This window comes from Streptomyces sp. NPDC053755 (assembly GCF_040677675.1).
GTDB lineage: Bacteria > Actinomycetota > Actinomycetes > Streptomycetales > Streptomycetaceae > Streptomyces.
Genome location: NZ_JBFASK010000005.1, coordinates 163086 through 179447 on the forward strand (window position 1 = coordinate 163086; position 16362 = coordinate 179447).

The window sequence follows — 16362 nt, forward strand, 5'->3', positions numbered from 1 at the left end:
GGGTCCGGGTGGGCTCGTGCCGGAACGAAGAGGCCGGGCCGGGCGGGCTCGGTGGGGGTGCGGGTCCGGGTGGGCTCGTGCCGGAACGAAGAGGCCGGGCCGGGCGGGCTCGGTGGGAGTGCGGATCCGGGTGGTGGGGCGGCCGGTCAGTCGGTGGCGGCGGTGCGGGCGGCGTTGCGGATCCGCCTCAGGCGGTGCAGGAGGAGGTCAGCCCCGGTGCCGAAGTGGTCGTGCAGGGCGCGGTACTCCGCGAACAGCGCGTCGTAGGCGTCCGACCGCGCCGGGTCGGGCACGTAGGCGTGCCGCTGGACGCTTCCCATGGCGGAGGCCGCGGAGCGGACGTCGGGGTAGGCGCCCGCGGCGACGGCGGCATGGATGGCGGAGCCGAGCGCCGGTCCCTGCTCGGAGGTGCCCAGGGAGACGGGGCGGCGGAGCACGTCGGCGTAGATCCGCATGAGCAGGGCGTTCTTCTTCAGGCCCCCGGTCACGATGAACTCCTCGACGGGGACCCCACCGCCTTCGAAGGCCTCGACGATCATCCGGGTGCCGTAGGCCGTGGATTCGAGCAGGGCCCGGTAGACGTCTTCGGGCCGGGTGTCGAGGGTGAGTCCCGCGACGACTCCGGAGAGGTGGTGGTCCACCAGGGTGGAACGGTTGCCGTTCATCCAGTCCAGGGCGACCAGGCCGTGTGCGCCGACCGCCTGGTCGGCGGCCTTGCGGGACAGCAACTGGTGCAGGTCCTCACCGGCTGCGGCGGCCTCGGCGCGGTAGTCGTCCGGGACACCCTGACGCAGCCACCAGGCGAAGATGTCACCGACCGCGCTCTGCCCGGCCTCGTAGCCGTAGGCGCCCTCGACGACTCCGCCGTCGACGACTCCGCAGATGCCGGGGACCTCGGCGAGGACGGCGCCGTTGAGGACGTGACAGGTGGAGGTCCCCATGATGGCGAGCATGCGGCCGTTCTCCACGGCGCCTGCCGCGGGCGCGGCCACGTGGGCGTCGACGTTGCCCGCGGCGACGACGGTGCCTTCCGGCAGGCCGGTCCAGAGTGCGGCCCGGGCGCTCAGGGTGCCGACGCGGGAGCCCAGGGGCGAGAGCGGGTGCTCCAGGCGCGTGGCGGGGAAGTCCGCGAAGTCCGGGTGGAGCCGGGCGAGGAAGTCGGACGAGGGGTAGGTGCCGTCCTGGTGCATGCCCTTGTAACCGGCGGTGCAGGTGTTGCGCGACTCGCTGCCGGTCAGCTGCCAGACGATCCAGTCGGCCGCCTCGATCCAGCGCGCGCAGGCGGCGTAGACGTCGGGATCCTCCTCCAGGACCTGCAGGGCCTTGGCGTACTGCCACTCGGAGGAGATCCTGCCGCCGTACCGTGCGATCCACTTCTCGCCCCGGGCGTGTGCGAGGGCGTTGATGCGGTCGGCCTGGTCCTGGGCCGCGTGGTGCTTCCACAACTTGGGCCAGGCGTGGGGGTGGTCGGCCCACTCGGGCGTCAGGGCGAGGGGGGTGCCGTCGGGCGTGGTGGGCAGGACGGTGCAGGCGGTGAAGTCGGTGGCGATGCCGATGACGCGGGAGGGGTGGACCGCGGCGTCGGCGAGCGCCGCCGGGACGGCGGTGCGCAGGACGTCGCGCCAGTCCTCGGGGTGCTGCAAGGCCCAGTCGGGGCGCAGCCGGGCCCCGGTCGAGGGGAGGCGGTCCTCGATGACGGCATGGCTGTATTCGTGGACCGCCGAAGCGAGTTCGGCGCCGTCCCGGACCCTGACCACGACGGCACGCCCGGAGAGGGTGCCGAAGTCCACCCCGACCGTGCAGGCATCGGGATGGTGACGGTCGGCGGGGCCGGAAGAGGCGTGTGGGGTCACGATGCGGTCTCTCTCGTCTGGTGGAGGGGTGGCGGTCCATCCCCGCTGATTGTTAACGCTCACAATCGGATTCGGCAAGGCCTGAGTGCACTTTTGCCGGTGACGATGGGAGGCGAGCGACCCCTTCGCTCCACGAGGGGTGACAGGAAGCGTCACGGCTCCGCGTCGCCGCGGGACGACACCTGCCTTCGACGCGGGATCTGCCGAGGACTCGCGGGCAACGACCCCTCACGCGAAAGGCCGGGAGCGATCCCGCGGGCAACGGCATCCGGCGCTCGCGCACGGCGCGCCCCCGCCCCCACGATGCGCGGGCGTCGGTTGCCGTTGGGCTGCTCCTCCGGGCGCACCGGCCGTCGCGCGGGAGGGGGCGATCCGCCGCGGGCGTATCAGGACGATGCTAACGCTCACAAACGGCGTCATGGCGGAACGACGAGGGACTCAGGAGCCAGGGGGCGACACCGACCGCGCGAGAATACGAAGTTCGCACGGCGGCGCCCCGCCCACGATCCTCCGCGAGGCGGCCCGCTCTCCGCCGGCGCGCACGGGCCGTGCCGGTGGGCGCCGGCGGGGTCAGTCGCGGGTGCCGAACCGCAGGACCGTCTTCGACCGGTACTCGTCGCCGGGCCGCAGCACGGTGGACGGGTAGCCGGGGCGGTTCGGGGAGTCGGGAAAGTGCTGGGTCTCCAGCGCGATGCCGGCGCCCGCCCCATAGGGCATGCCGCTCTTTCCGACCACGGTGCCGTCGAACTGCCCCGCGGTGTAGACCTGGAGTCCCGGCTCGGTGGTCAGCACCTCCATGGACCGGCCCGTGGCAGGCGCATAGAGGACGGCGGCGCGCCTCGGCGTGTCGCTCGGGTGGGGGCCGAGGACGAAGTTGTGGTCGTATCCGCCGCCCGCCGCGAGGAGCCGGCCGCCGGGGCCGGTCAGCGCCTCGGCGATCGTGCGCGGTCGGCGGAGGTCGAATGCCGTGCCGGAGACGGGCCGGTGGTCTCCGCGGGGAATGAGGTCCTCGTCGACCGGCGTGTAGTGGGTGGCGTCGACGGTCAGCTCGTGGCCGAGGACGTCACCGCTCCCCTCGCCCGCCAGGTTGAAGTAGGCGTGGTTGGTCAGATTGACCGGGGTGGCGGCGTCGGTGACCGCCGCGTAGGAGAGCGCCAGTTCGCCGTTCGCGCCGACCAGACAGCCGACGGTCACGCTCAGGTTTCCCGGGAACCCCTGGTCGCCGTCGGGACTGCGCAGGTGGAGGAGCACGCCCGTGCGCTCGGGGGTGTGCACGCTCTCGGCTTCCCAGATCCGGTTGTCGAAACCGTCGGTCCCGCCGTGCAGGCAGTGGCCGTCGTCCTGGGCGGTGAGCCGGTACGGCGTGCCGTCGAGCGTGAACCGACCGCGTGCGATCCGGTTGGCGTAGCGCCCGACCGTGGCACCGAAGTACCGGGCGGCGTCGGCCGTCCGCGCCGGGTCGCGAGGAGCGAGGACGACGTCGGCCAGGTCGCCGTGCCGGTCCGGCACCCACAGGCGGTGCAGGCGGGCACCCCGGGTGTGCACTTCCACGACGAGCACGCCGGGAACGCCGAAGGTCCATCGCTGCCCGGAATCCGTGCCGGAACGGCAGACGGGCGGACCTCCGGCGAAGCGGGGCGGGGAGGGGGTCATGGAAGTCCCTTCAGGCATGAACACGCGACCGATTGTGAGCGTTCACTTGACAACTCTTCAAGAGGTCGCACTCCTGTGACGCATTCGTGACACACCCCTGACCCGGGGTCACTTCGCGGTTCACAACAGCCACGGTCGCGCTCCGCAGCGGCGTCCTCGGACGCCTACGGTGTGAGCGCTCACGCCGATCTGCTCAGCCCTCCTCCACGACAGCCCTTCTCCACGACAGGACAGAGATGCGCCACACCCTCACCAACTGGGCCGGAAACATCGCCTTCGGCGCGCAGGACCTCCGAACTCCCGCCTCGATCGGGGAGCTTCAGGAACTGGTGGCCGGATCCCGGGCCGTCCGCGCCCTGGGCACCGGCCACTCGTTCAACGCGATAGCCGACACCGCCGGGGACCTGGTGTCCACGGCACGCCTCCCGCGCGTTCTCGACATCGACCGGCGGAACCGCACCCTGACCGTGAGCGGGGGAACCCGCTTCGGCGAGATCACCGGCACCCTCCACGAAGCCGGGTACGCACTGCACAATCTGGGTTCCCTGCCCCACCTGTCGATCGCCGGCGCCTGTGCCACCGGCACGCACGGCTCAGGGGACGGCAACGCCACCATCTCCTCGGCCGTGCGGGCCGTCGAGTACGTGGCCGCCACCGGCGAACTGGTGAGGACCGAACGAGGCGATGAACACTTCGCGGGGTCCGTCGTCGCCCTCGGCGCGCTCGGCGTCGTCACCGCCCTGACGCTGGATGTGGTACCGGCATTCGACGTCCAGCAGTGGGTCTACGAAGGGCTTCCCCTCGCCACCCTCAGGGACGACTTCGACGAGGTGATGTCCGCTGCCTACAGCGTCAGCCTGTTCACCCGCTGGCAAGGCGGCCCGATCGACCAGATCTGGCTCAAGCGGCGCGTGGACGAGAAGGGGCCGGTGCCCGGGGCGCGGCGCTGGCTCGGCGCGGTGCCGGCCGACGGGCCGAGGCACCCGGTTCCCGGCATGGCGGCCGGCGCCTGCACCCCGCAGGCGGGCCTGCCGGGCCCCTCTCATCTCAGGCTGCCGCACTTCCGACGTGAGCACATTCCCAGCAGCGGCGACGAACTGCAGTCGGAGTACTTCGTCGAACGCCGGGACGCCGTACCGGCGTTCGACGCCCTGCACGCCGTACGCGACGCCTTCGCGCCCCACCTGCGGATCGGTGAGATCCGGAGCCTGGCGGCGGACGGCCTCTGGCTCAGCCCGGCCCACCGGCGCGACACCGTGGCCTTTCACTTCACCTGGCTGCCCGACCCGGCGGCGGTCACGCGCAGCCTCCGGGTGATCGAGGAGGCACTGGCGCCCTTCGCCGCCCGCCCGCACTGGGGCAAGCTCTTCGTCACGGAGCCGGAGGCCCTGCGCGGCCTCTACCCCCACTACGGCCGTTTCGCCGAGCTGATGAGGGCGAAGGACCCCGCGGGCGTGTTCCGCAACGACTTCGTCAGCCGTCACTTCCGCCTCTGAGCCGGACCGCGGGACGGGACCAGAGGACCGCCGCCGCGCCGCCGGCCCGGTCCGGACCGCCCTCCCCGGCACGGCCGGGCCGGGGAGGGCGAGTCGGATGGTCACCTCCGCTCCCCCGGGTGCCCGAAGCCGGACGACGGCGGGAAGGCCGACCGCCCGGACGCAGCAGAAGGAGAACGCCTTCCCCCTGGACGTGGGGCCGCCCGGGCGTAGTCTTCGCTCAGCACGGAACAGCGGGGGGGAGCACATGGCGGCGGCGGCACACAGGTGGACATCGAGCCTCGATTCGGTCGTGGTGTACGCACAGGGCGCGCTCTGCCGTCGCCTGGCCCGGGGCAGCGTGCCGCCGGACGGCCGGGTACGGGTCACCGGCCTGCCCCGCTCCCTGGACCCCGACTCGCTGCGGGCCCGTGTCCTCGACGCCACCGGGATACGCGTCACCGAGGCCCGTGTGGAGGTCGAGGCCGCACCGCGCGCCGCGTCCGCGGCCACGCCCGGCGTCTCGCGGCGCGAGGTCGAGCGGCTGAGCGACGCGTACACGGCGGCGCGGGCCCGCAGGGACCGGCAGCTGAGCCGGATCGAGGAGGTCCGGGCGCTGCACCCGGTCCCGCCCGCCCGCAAGCGGGACGATCCGCACCGCCGCACTCCGGTCGACGCCTGGCTGGAACTCAGCGACTTCGTCGACGAGCGGCTGACGGCCCTGCAGGCCCGGCTCGTCGAGCTGGAGGAGGCACTGCGCGAGGCCGAGCGGGAGTTCACCGTCGCCTCCGACCGGCTCGCCCGCGCCTCCACCGACACCCCCTCCGCACGCGTGGAGACCACGGTCTGCGCGGTTCTCACCCTCGACGTCTCCGACTCCTCAGGCGCTTCGGCAGCGGAGATGGAAGTGGAGCTGGAATACGGGGTGCCGGGCGCCGTCTGGGTGCCGACCTACCGCCTCACCCACCGTCAGGGTGACGGCGGCGGCCGGCTGGTGCTCCGCGCCTCGGTCGCCCAGCGGACCGGCGAGGACTGGACCGGCGTCCGCGTCGGCCTGGCCACCGCCGACCTGCGGCGCCGCACCGACCTGCCGAGGCTTCGCTCGACCAGGATCGGACGCCGTCAGCCCACCCCCGCCCCGTCCGGCTGGCGCGAGCCCCCGGCGGGCCTCACCGACCTGTTCTCGGGCTACGAAGCGGCCGGGCCCCGCCCCCGCCCGGCCGCGTCTACCGCGCTCCCGGTCGCCGCGGGCGGCGCCCCGTTCGGTGCAGCGCCGCCACTGCCTCCTCCCCCGCCGCCGGCACCTCAGGGCTACGGCGGCATGCCCCCGGCGCCGGGTGGCGCGGACAGCGCCTCCACGGGGGTCTTCGCCGCGATGCCCGACCTCGCGCCACCCGCCACGGGGCGACCCGCCGGCAGGCCGGCCGGGGGCGGCGGTCCCCTCGGCGCGCCGCCCGCCATGGCGCCCGCGGCCCCGGGCCGGGCCTTCGCTCCGCCTCCGCCGGCGCCCGTGCCGCCGCCGGTCGCCGGTCCGCCGCGGCCGAGCGGCGCCGAACTCGACTACGCCGCCCTGGTCCTGAGCGGCCCCGACGAGCCGGGCGACCGCCGCGGCCGCCTGTTCCCCGGCTCCCCCTTCGACCCGGTGGCGACCGAGTACCGCCGCCGTGCCGAGGCCGTGGCCGCGCTGCCGCTGCCCGGGCACGCCGTGCGGCCCCGCGTGTCGGCGGGCTCCTTCGATCACCGCTTCGACGCCGCCGCTCGCGCCGACGTCCCGTCGGACGGCACCTGGCACACCGTCACCGTCGGCGAGATCCCGGTCGGCCTGCGCACCGAGTACCTGTGCGTGCCGTCCGTGGAACAGACCGTGTACGCCACGCTCGTCCTCTCCAACGCCACCGACCAGGCACTGCTGGCCGGCCCGGTGGAGGTCACCGTCGACGACGAGTTCCTGCTGACCGCCGCCCTGCCCACCCTCGCGCCCGGCGCCGTCCGCCGGGTCGGCCTCGGCCCCGCCGAGGCCGTCAAGGTCACCCGACGTACGCACCTGAACGAGTCGACGTCGGGCCTGCGCAACAACACCACCGTGCTCGACCACCGCGTCCACGTGGAGCTGGCGAACCGGCTCGCCCGGCCCGTCACCGTCGAGGTCCGCGAACGGGTGCCGGTGACCTCCGAACCGGACGTACGGATCGAGGAACGGGCCGACTGGACGACGCCGGAGGACGGCACCGGACCCGATCACCACACTCCGGGCACCCGCGTCTGGCGGCTCGAGCTGCCCGCGGGCGCCACGACCGCCCTCGACGGCGGCTACGAGATCCGCATCCCGACCGGCAAGGCCCTGGTCGGCGGCAACCGCAGGAGCTGACCCGCCATGACCACGCACCCCGAGCCGATCGCCCTCCCCGTCACCGCCGTCACGTGCCTCGAGGACCGCGCCCACGTCGAACGCACCGTCGTACTCGACCTGGAGGCCGGGGCGCAGCGGCTGCGTCTGGGGCCGGTCAGCGCGCTCGCCGTCGACCGGACCCTCCACGCCGAGGTGACCGCCGACCGTCCCGCGACGGTGCACCACGTACGGATCGTCCGCAGCTGGACCCCGCGCGGGGGGATGCCCTCCCCCGACGACTCCGTCCTGCGCCGACGCGTTCACGCCCTCGAAGAGCAGCGGCTGACCCTGGAACAGCGACGCGACCGGACATGCGGCCGCCTCGACCTGCTCGGCCGCCTCGCGGCCGACCTGCTGCGGGAGATCGGCGAGGGAGCGGGCCACGGCGAGACCGAGCGGGACCGGTGGGAGCGCGAGCTGGACCGCGTGGACGGCGAGCGCGACACGTACGCCGAGCGACTGCGTACGGTGGAGGCCGAGCTGGCCGCCGTCGCCGCCGAACTCGGGCAAGCCGAGCGGGCCATGGCTCTCTACGAGGACCAGCCCGCCGAGCTGGTCGGCCACATCGAACTGACCGTGGAGGCCGAGGCCGCGGGGCCCGCCGAGCTGCGCCTGAGCCACCTCACGCCCTGTGCCCTGTGGCGGCCCGCCTATCGGGCCGTGCTGAACGGCGGCGCGCTGACGCTGGAGACCGACGCGATGGTCTGGCAGCGTACGGGCGAGGACTGGTCGGACGTACGGCTGACGCTGTCGACGGCCCGGTCGGCGCTGGCCACCGATCCGCCACGGCTGGGCGAGGACCGGCTGACGCTCAAGGACCGCACCGCCGCGGAGCGCCGCACGGTCGACGTCGAGCTGCGCGAGGAGGAGATCGGGAACCTCGGGCCGGCTCCCGTACTCGGCCTGCCCGGGGTCGACGACGGCGGCGAGGCACGGGTGCTGCACGCCCCCGCGCGCGTCTCCGTGCCCGGCGACGGCCGCGCCCACCGCGTGCCGCTCTCCTCGTTCGAGACGGCCGTGATCAGCGAGTACGCCTGCTCGCCGGAGCTCTCCGCCCTGGTCACCGAAGTGGTGCGGTTCGACAACCTGTCCGGTCACGCGCTGCTCGCCGGCCCCGTGGACCTGATCCGCGACAGCGGCTTCGGCGGCCGCGGCACGCTGGACTTCACCGCCCCCGGCGCACCCGTCGAGCTCGCCTTCGGCAGCCGTGACGACCACAGCGTCGTCCGCCAGACCGAGGAGACCCGGGACACGGCCGGTCTCACTCAGCGGACCGTGGTCACGCGCACCGTCCGGCTGCATCTGTCCCGCTTCTCCGCGCCCGGTGAGCGCGGCGAGCGGGTGGTCGCCCTCCGCGAGCGGATCCCGGTCTCCGAGGTCTCGGCGGTCGAGGTACGGCTGCGCAAGGAGGCGTGCTCCCCCGCGCCCGACGCGGTCGACGCCGAGGGCATCGTCCGCTGGGACGTCGCCCTCCCGCCGGGCGGTCGCCGCACGGTGACCCTGGTCTACGAACTCTCGGCCAGCTCCAAGGTCACCGGCCTCTGAGGCGGGCCCCGTCCGCCCGGGGCCGGACGCGCCTCTGAGGCGGGGCCCCGTCCGCCGGAGCCGAGCGCGCCACCGAGCCGGGGCCGGGCGCGCCCCTGGGGCCGGCCTTCGTCCCCACGCGCCGGGCCCGCCCCGGCCGTCCCGCAGGAGCCGAGCGTCCCGGCGGGACGCGGCTCCGGCCGCGATACCGTGGTGGTTTCGGCGAGACACCGTCACGAATTCGTGAACCTTCGGCGGGACGCTGGTGCTCAGCACAGCGCACTTCGCGCTTCTCATTCGGGGGGACCACACCATGAGCACCGTACGCAGAGTCGCCGTCGTCCTCGCCGCCGCCGGTACCGCCCTGGCCCTGGCCGCCTGCGGGCCCACCGAGGACGGCGCGTCGGGCGGGGCCGGGGGGCCGGCCGCGAGCCCGTCGACGTCCGCCGCCCCGCCGAGGCCGGTGACGCCGTCCAAGCCGTCGAAGCCGTCCAAGCCGTCGGCGACCCCCGGCGGTAGCGCGTCCGGAGGCGGTGGCGGCTCCTCGGCCGACTACGACGTCTTCCCGTGCAGCACGCACGACGTGACGTTCACCGCCACCCTGGCGGAGCCCACGACCGGCAGCTATCTGCTGAAGATCACCAACAAGGGGTCCAAGGCGTGCCGGGCCCTGGGGCATCCGGTCGTCACCTTCGGCGATCTGGACGGGCAGGCCACGGCACGGGGCGAGGCACCCGGGATCGAGGAGGCACTGAGGCTCGAGCCGGGCGCGTCGGCGTACGCCGGTCTGATGGGCGGCGCCAAGGACGGGACGGGCAGGACCGTCCACACGATCGCGATGACGATGAACACCGAGTCCGATCTGGAGCAGACGCCGCTCACGGCCTCGACCCCCGGCCTGTACGTCTCCGACAAGACCTCCGTGACGCCCTGGATGGACAACGTGGAGGACGCGCTCAGCCTGTAGCCGCGCCGCCCGCCGCTCCCGCCCTGCCGTGCCTCGGATCAGCCCACCAGGTCCGGGGCGCGCAGCATCTCGGGCGGGATGCCCCACGCGTCGACGAGGTCGACCGCGAGAGGCCTGATCCTGCGGCAGAGGTCGTTCACCTCGCGGCTGATCGCCTTGGACCGCTGGACGGTCAGCCGCCCGTGCTCCATGAACCAGGCCCGGTCCGCCTCGATCGTCGAGAGGGCGAACAGGTCGCACAGCAGCCCCAGCGCGACCTTGTTGCCGCCCTCGGGCTGCGCGCGCACCCTGTCGACGAACGCCTCCAGCACCAGCCGCTCGACGTGCGCGTGGGCGAGCGCGATGACGTGGTCCTGCACCTGGGAGAAGACGGCTCCCGGGTCGCGCTTCTGGTCGATGCCGCGCTTGAGGCGTCGGGCCACGCCGGCGAGCATGTGCTCCTCGCGGTAGCGGACCATGGCGAGCTGGTACTCCGAGTCGAGCAGGCCGGCTTCGCGGTCCCACGCGTCGCCGCCGGGCAGCAGGTCGCGTACCCGCTCCAGCAGCTTGTGGGCGGAGGTCTTCTCGATGATCGTCTCGAGGGCGAGGCCGGTGACGTAGCGGACCATGCCGAGCTGGTCCAGGTCCTCGAACTCGCTGGCGTGGTCGGTGAGCAGGCCCTTGGCCACGAGCTGCAGCAGGACGTGGTTGTCGCCCTCGAACGTGGTGAAGACGTCGCTGTCGCTCTTGAGGGCGGCGAACCGGTTGACGGCGAGATAGCCTGCGCCGCCGCACGCCTCGCGGCACTCCTGGACGACGCGGGTGGCGTGCCAGGTACCGAGTGCCTTCGTGCCCGCGGCCCGTGACTCCAGCCGGCGGCGCGCGTGCGGATCGTCCTCGGCGCCGGAGAAGACGTCGTGGAGCTGTGTGCGCACGACGTCCTGCGCGAAGTGCAGGGCGTAGGTGCGCGCGATGAGGGGCAGCAGCCGGCGCTGGTGCAGGCCGTAGTCGAGGAGCAGTTGCTCCTCGGCGTCGGCGGTGGCTTCGAACTGCCGGCGCCGCACGGCGTACTTGGTGGCGATGGTCAGGGCGACCTTGGCGACGTTGACCCCGGCGCCGCCGACGCTGACCCGGCCCTGCACCAGCGTGCCGAGCATGGTGAAGAAGCGCCGGTTGGGGTTCTCGATCGGGCTCGTGTAGACGCCTTCGGAGGTGACGTCGGCGAACCGGTTGAGCAGCGCCTCGCGCGGCACGCGCACTCCGTCGAACCACAGACGGCCGTTGTCGACACCGTTGAGACCCATCTTGCGGCCGTCGTCCTCGATCCGGACGCCGGGCGCCGGTTCGCCTCCGGCCCGGACGGGCACGACGAAGGCGTGCACCCCCTGGGAGGTGCCGCCCACATCGAGCTGGGCGAAGACGACGGCCAGTTCGGCGTGACGGGCCGCGTTTCCGATGTAGTCCTTGCGCGCCTGGTCGCCCTGGGTGGTGATGACGAACTCCTGGCTCGCGGCGTCGTACCTCGCGACGGTGCCGAGCGCCTGCACGTTCGAGCCGTGCCCGGTCTCGGTCATCGCGAAGCATCCCATCAGCCGCCCGGTGACCAGGTCCGGCAGATAGGCGTCGTGATGGCGCTCGGTGCCCAGGTGCAGGATCGCGCCGCCGAAGAGTCCGAACTGGACGCCGACCTTCACCAGCACCGACAGGTCGCCGAAGGCCAGCGTCTCGAACGCGGCGATCGAAGCTCCGACGTCACCGCCCCCGCCGTGCGCGCGCGGGAACCCCATGCCGGTCTGACCCGTCGCGGCCATGTCGACCACGATCTCGCGCACCCGCTCCCGGAACGCGTCGACACCGAGTTCGTCGGCGTCGTCGAGCACGGAGGCGTGCGTCGTGAGATTGGCACGGACCAGGTCGCGGACCTCGGCGTACTCGCCGTCGAGCAGCGCGGTCAGCGCGCAGACGTCGATCTCGGGCCGGACGTGGCCGCTGGTGGCAGGGGATGCGTTGTCGGAGGCCATGCCCTGTCGCTACCCCGCGCCGGAACGATCAACCAGGGCCGCGGAGCGGTGCCGCCACCCGGGCCGCCCGGCGTATGCCGCGGAGCCGGTGGGTGCGGGGGCCGCGACGGCGGACAATGGGCTTCTACGACGACACTCCGGCGTCGCCGCCGGCCGGCTCCGCTGCGGGCACGATCCGCCGGACAGAGCCTCAGGAGGGGAAGCGTGACCGAGACCAGCAGCACCCGATCCGCCGCCGACGAAACGCATGGGGCGCAAGGGGCACAAGTGGCGCCTCGGAGCCGACTGCGGCGCGTGATGCGCTACCTCCCCCTGATCGCCCCCGTCCTGTTGTGGGCCGTGCCGTGCTGGGTGCTCCTGTACACCGGCCAGCACTGGCCGCTCCCCGTCGCCCTGGCCGGCACCACGCTGTCCGGCCTCGGCCTGATCGGCATGCCGCTCGCGATGGCGCGCGGCCACGGTCGGCGCCGGCAGGACCGGGCGGCGATCATCGGTGACGCGCTGCTGGGGGGCGTGTGGGTCCTGTTCACCTGGTCCGTGCTGCTCGGCGTCCTGCTGCGGCTCGCTCTGGCCGTGGCCGGCGTCGGTGACGGACAGGGCCGGGCGCGCATCGTCACCTGGGCCGCCGTCGGCGTGACCGCCGTGCTGCTCGCCTGGGGCTACGCCGAGGCCCGACGCGTGCCACGCGTGCGCCGGCTCGACGTGGAACTCCCGCGCCTGGGGGCCGGGCTGGACGGCACCCGCGTCGTCCTGATCACCGACACCCACTACGGCCCGCTCGACCGCGCCCGCTGGTCGGCCCGGGTCTGCGAGACGGTGAACACCCTGGAGGCCGACCTGGTCTGCCACACCGGCGACATCGCGGACGGCACGGCCGAACGCCGTCGCGCCCAGGCCGCCCCGCTGGGCACCGTGCAGGCGACCCGGGCCCGCGTCTACGTCACCGGCAACCACGAGTACTACAGCGAGGCCCAGGGCTGGGTCGACCTGATGGACGAGCTGGGGTGGGAGCCGCTGCGCAACCGCCATCTCCTGCTCGAACGCGGCGGTGACACCCTCGTGGTCGCCGGTGTCGACGACGTCACCGCAGAGTCCTCCGGCCTGGCGGGCCACCGCGCCCACCTCGCCGGCGCCCTGAACGGCGCGGACCCCGGCCTTCCCGTCCTCCTCCTCGCCCACCAGCCCACGTTCGTCGACCGCGCGGCCGCCCACGGCATCGATCTCCAGCTGTCGGGCCACACCCACGGCGGCCAGATCTGGCCCTTCCACTACTTGCTCCGCCTCGACCAGCCGGCCGTCGCCGGCCTCAGCCGCCACGGCACCCGGACCCTCCTCTACACGAGCCGCGGCACCGGCTTCTGGGGCCCGCCCTTCCGCGTCTTCGCCCCCAGCGAGATCACCCTGCTCGTGCTCCGCTCCCCGCAGCGGTCCTCACCCGGGGCGCGGTGACCGGGAGGGTACTGCGCGGCGGCGGGACGGGGGCGGCCGAGCCCGCCCCGCAGCGCCGCTTCAGCCCGGACTCACCCCAGGAACGAGAGGCGGACCTGGCGTTGCGGATTGTCCTTGTTGGTGTCCACCAGGCAGACCGACTGCCAGGTCCCGAGCGCCAGTTCGCCGCCGATCACGGGAAGCGTCGCATGGGGCGGGACGATGGCCGGCATCACGTGGTCGCGGCCGTGCCCCCGGCTTCCGTGGCGGTGCTGCCAGCGCTCATCGGCCGGGAGCAGGTGGTGCAGGGCCGTCAGCAGGTCGTCGTCGCTGCCCGCTCCCGTCTCGATCAGCGCCACGCCCGTGGTCGCGTGGGGCGTGAAGACGTTCAGCAGTCCATCCCGGCCTTGCGCGACCTCTGCCAGGAAGGAGGCGCAGTCCCGGGTCAGGTCGTAGACGGTCTCTGACGCACCGGTGGTGACGTCCAGGGTGCGGGTCTCGAATCCGTGGCTCATGGCTCCATGGTGGCGGATGGAGCAGTCCTCTCACACTCCCCACGCGCACGGCCCCAGGGCGACGACCTTCCCCGGCACGCGACGGGCGCCCCTGCCGACCGGGGCCGACGTCACACTCGGCACCCCGGCGCGGAGGCTCCGGAGGTCCGCAGGTCCGGAGGTTCCGCTCCCCCGGAGGGGGGAAGATCCCGGGGCGCTCCGTGGTTGGTGGAATCGTGAACGACTTCGGTGGACGAGACGTGGACGTGGTGGTCGTCGGTGCCGGGCAGGCCGGGCTTTCGGCCGCGTATCACCTGCGGCGGACCGGTATGGAGCCGGACCGGGACTTCGTCGTGCTCGACCACGCTCCGAAGCCCGGCGGCGCCTGGCAGTTCCGCTGGCCCTCGCTCACCTACGGCAAGGTCCACGGCATGCACGCGCTTCCCGGGATGGAACTGACCGGGGCCGACGGCGGGCGGCCGTCCTCCGAGGTGATCGGCGCGTACTTCGCCTCGTACGAGGAGCGCTTCGCCCTGCGGGTCCACCGGCCCGTCGAGGTCCACGCGGTCCGGGACGGCGAGGGGGGCCGCCTGCTCGTCGAGACCTCGGAGGGGGCGTACGCCCCCCGCGCCCTGATCAACGCCACCGGCACCTGGGACCGGCCGTTCTGGCCCCGCTATCCGGGTCAGGAGACCTTCCGCGGCCGTCAGCTGCATACCGCCGGCTACCCGGGCCCCGAGGCGTTCGCGGGCCTGCGGGTCGTCGTGGTCGGTGGCGGTGCCTCGGGGACGCAGCATCTGATGGAGATCGCCGAGGTCGCGGCGGAGACCACCTGGGTGACCCGGCGCGAGCCGGTCTTCCGCGAGGGCCCGTTCGGCGAGATGGAGGGGCGCGCGGCCGTGGCGCTGGTGGAGGAGCGGGTCCGCAGGGGACTTCCGCCGCAGAGCGTGGTCTCGGTCACCGGGCTCCCGCTGAACGACGCGATCAGGAGCGCGCGGGAGCGGGGTGTCCTGGACCGCGTGCCCATGTTCGACCGCGTCACGCCGAGCGGGGTGGCCTGGGACGACGGCCGGACCGTCGACGCGGACGTGATCCTCTGGGCGACCGGGTTCCGCGCCGCCATCGACCACCTCGCGCCCCTGCGGCTGCGCGAGCCGGGTGGCGGCATCCGGGTGGAGGGGACGCGTGCGGCGCGGGACGAACGCGTCCATCTGGTGGGGTACGGGCCCTCGGCCTCAACGATCGGCGCCAACCGGGCCGGCCGCGCCGCCGTCACGGAGATCCGCCGCCTGCTGGACCGGGAGCGGGTGGCCCTGGCCGGGCCCTGATCCGCCGCCCCGACCCGGCGCCGCAACCCGGTGCCGCCGCCCGCCGAAGCACCGCGCCGCTTCGAGCCGAACCCGCCGTCGCCGCCCGCCGCCCGGACGCGCCGTCCCTCGAACCGCCGTAGCCGCCCGCCGCCCGCCGCCCCCAGCGCGCCGTCTCAGCCCACCGTCGCCGCCGTCCGCCGCCCCCAGCGCGCCGTCTCAGCCCGTCGCCGCCGTCCGCCGGTTCGCGTTGAACTCCGCCACGTTCGCCTCGTGTGCGGCGTAGTCGCTCGTGAACCGCGTGTCCCCGGGCTTCACCGTCACGAAGTAGAGCCACTCCCCCTCGGCCGGCGCGATCGCCGCGCTCATCGCCTGCTCGCCCGGGTTGCCGATCGGTGTGGGCGGCAGGCCCTGCCGCTCGTAGGTGTTGTACGGGCTGTCGATCCTGGTGTCCGCGTGCGTGGTGTCCACGGTGGAGCGTCCGAGGGCGTAGTTCAGGGTCGAGTCCATCTGGAGCGACATGCCGCGCGCGAGGCGGTTGTAGACGACGCGGGCGACCTTCCCCATGTCATCGGGGGTGTCCGCCTCCGCCTGCACGATGCTCGCGATGATCACGGTCTGGTGCACGCTGACGCCGTTGCGCTGCGCCCCGGCGGTGATGGCCTCGGTGCCGAACCTCGTGCCCGCCGTGGCGACCATGTAGCGCAGCAGCCCTTGCGGGGTCGTCGCGGACGTCACGGGATACGTCGCGGGGAACAGATAGCCCTCCGGGTTGCCCCCGGCGGCTGCGGGCAGTCTCAGGCGGGTGGCGGGGGCGCCGGCGATCCGGCCGGTGGTGCCCGCCGCGAGGCCGAGGGAGGTGTCCACGGCGCGGTAGACCTGCGTCGCCCGCCAGCCCTCGGGGATCAGCAGGGTCCGCTCCTTCTCGACCGGAGCCGGGGACGGCTCGTCGCGTGAGAGGAGCAGGGGGACGGTGACCGCCGTGGCGACGACGAGGGCGGCGCCGAGGAGCAGGACGATGCGGCCGCGCCGGGTCAGCCGGGCGCGGCGGCGGCGGTCGGGCTGCCTGTGCGTCATGGCCGCACGCTAACCCGGCGCCCCCGCGAAACCGGGGACCGTACACGCGGCGGCGCCGCCGGTCCCTGGGACGGGGTACCGGCGGCGCCGTGGCACTGCGATCGTCAGACGAGCCAGCCCAGGAAGTGGACGACGCCGGCGAGCAGGTGGGTGATCACGTTCATCGGGGTGCTTCTCCTCGTGCGTGTACAGGTG

General features: G+C 73.8%; 11 protein-coding genes. 6 read left to right on the plus strand and 5 right to left on the minus strand.

The window, feature by feature from the left end; genetic code table 11:
- Positions 1-146 precede the first annotated feature (146 nt).
- Together araB and AB0K65_RS08280 are read right to left on the minus strand one after the other, a co-directional pair.
- Positions 147-1853 carry a ribulokinase gene (araB, locus tag AB0K65_RS08275; protein WP_365714947.1) on the minus strand — a complete coding sequence of 569 codons (1707 nt, stop codon included), beginning with the start codon at positions 1851-1853 and terminating at the stop codon, positions 147-149.
- A gap of 570 nt (positions 1854-2423) precedes the next feature.
- Positions 2424-3506: an aldose epimerase family protein gene (locus tag AB0K65_RS08280; protein WP_365714948.1), complete on the minus strand. Its 1083-nt coding sequence runs from the start codon at positions 3504-3506 to the stop codon at positions 2424-2426.
- Positions 3507-3742: 236 nt separating this feature from the next.
- Here AB0K65_RS08280 and AB0K65_RS08285 point away from each other — a divergent pair, with 236 nt between their 5' ends.
- The 4 genes from AB0K65_RS08285 to AB0K65_RS08300 all read left to right on the plus strand — a co-directional run bounded on the left by AB0K65_RS08285 (position 3743) and on the right by AB0K65_RS08300 (position 9861).
- The gene (locus AB0K65_RS08285) at positions 3743-5002 is read left to right on the plus strand and encodes an FAD-binding protein (RefSeq protein ID WP_365714949.1); all 1260 of its coding nucleotides are present in this window, start codon (positions 3743-3745) and stop codon (positions 5000-5002) included.
- Positions 5003-5249: 247 nt separating this feature from the next.
- The gene (locus AB0K65_RS08290) at positions 5250-7349 is read left to right on the plus strand and encodes a DUF4139 domain-containing protein (protein WP_365714950.1); all 2100 of its coding nucleotides are present in this window, start codon (positions 5250-5252) and stop codon (positions 7347-7349) included.
- A 6-nt stretch (positions 7350-7355) separates the two neighbouring features.
- Positions 7356-8915, plus strand: coding sequence for a mucoidy inhibitor MuiA family protein (locus AB0K65_RS08295; RefSeq protein ID WP_365714952.1), 1560 nt, complete (start codon positions 7356-7358; stop codon positions 8913-8915).
- 292 nt (positions 8916-9207) lie between these two features.
- Positions 9208-9861 (plus strand): DUF4232 domain-containing protein, encoded by a 654-nt coding sequence (locus AB0K65_RS08300; RefSeq protein WP_365714953.1) that lies wholly within the window; start codon positions 9208-9210, stop codon positions 9859-9861.
- Positions 9862-9899: 38 nt separating this feature from the next.
- Here the strand turns inward: AB0K65_RS08300 and AB0K65_RS08305 are convergent, their stop codons facing one another.
- Complete coding sequence (locus AB0K65_RS08305; RefSeq protein WP_365714954.1) at positions 9900-11861, minus strand: acyl-CoA dehydrogenase family protein; 1962 nt, start codon at positions 11859-11861, stop codon at positions 9900-9902.
- A gap of 204 nt (positions 11862-12065) precedes the next feature.
- On the opposite strand from AB0K65_RS08305, the gene AB0K65_RS08310 reads away from it, so the two are divergent.
- Entirely contained in the window at positions 12066-13310 is a 1245-nt protein-coding gene (locus AB0K65_RS08310) for a metallophosphoesterase (protein WP_365714955.1), read from the plus strand.
- A gap of 71 nt (positions 13311-13381) precedes the next feature.
- Here the strand turns inward: AB0K65_RS08310 and AB0K65_RS08315 are convergent, their stop codons facing one another.
- Positions 13382-13804 carry a YjbQ family protein gene (locus tag AB0K65_RS08315; protein WP_365714956.1) on the minus strand — a complete coding sequence of 141 codons (423 nt, stop codon included), beginning with the start codon at positions 13802-13804 and terminating at the stop codon, positions 13382-13384.
- A 215-nt stretch (positions 13805-14019) separates the two neighbouring features.
- Here AB0K65_RS08315 and AB0K65_RS08320 point away from each other — a divergent pair, with 215 nt between their 5' ends.
- Positions 14020-15111 (plus strand): NAD(P)-binding domain-containing protein, encoded by a 1092-nt coding sequence (locus AB0K65_RS08320; RefSeq protein WP_365714957.1) that lies wholly within the window; start codon positions 14020-14022, stop codon positions 15109-15111.
- Between the two features lie 198 nt (positions 15112-15309).
- Here AB0K65_RS08320 and mltG read toward each other — a convergent pair whose 3' ends face one another.
- Positions 15310-16167, minus strand: coding sequence for an endolytic transglycosylase MltG (gene mltG / locus AB0K65_RS08325; protein WP_365714958.1), 858 nt, complete (start codon positions 16165-16167; stop codon positions 15310-15312).
- Positions 16168-16362: the final 195 nt, after the last annotated feature.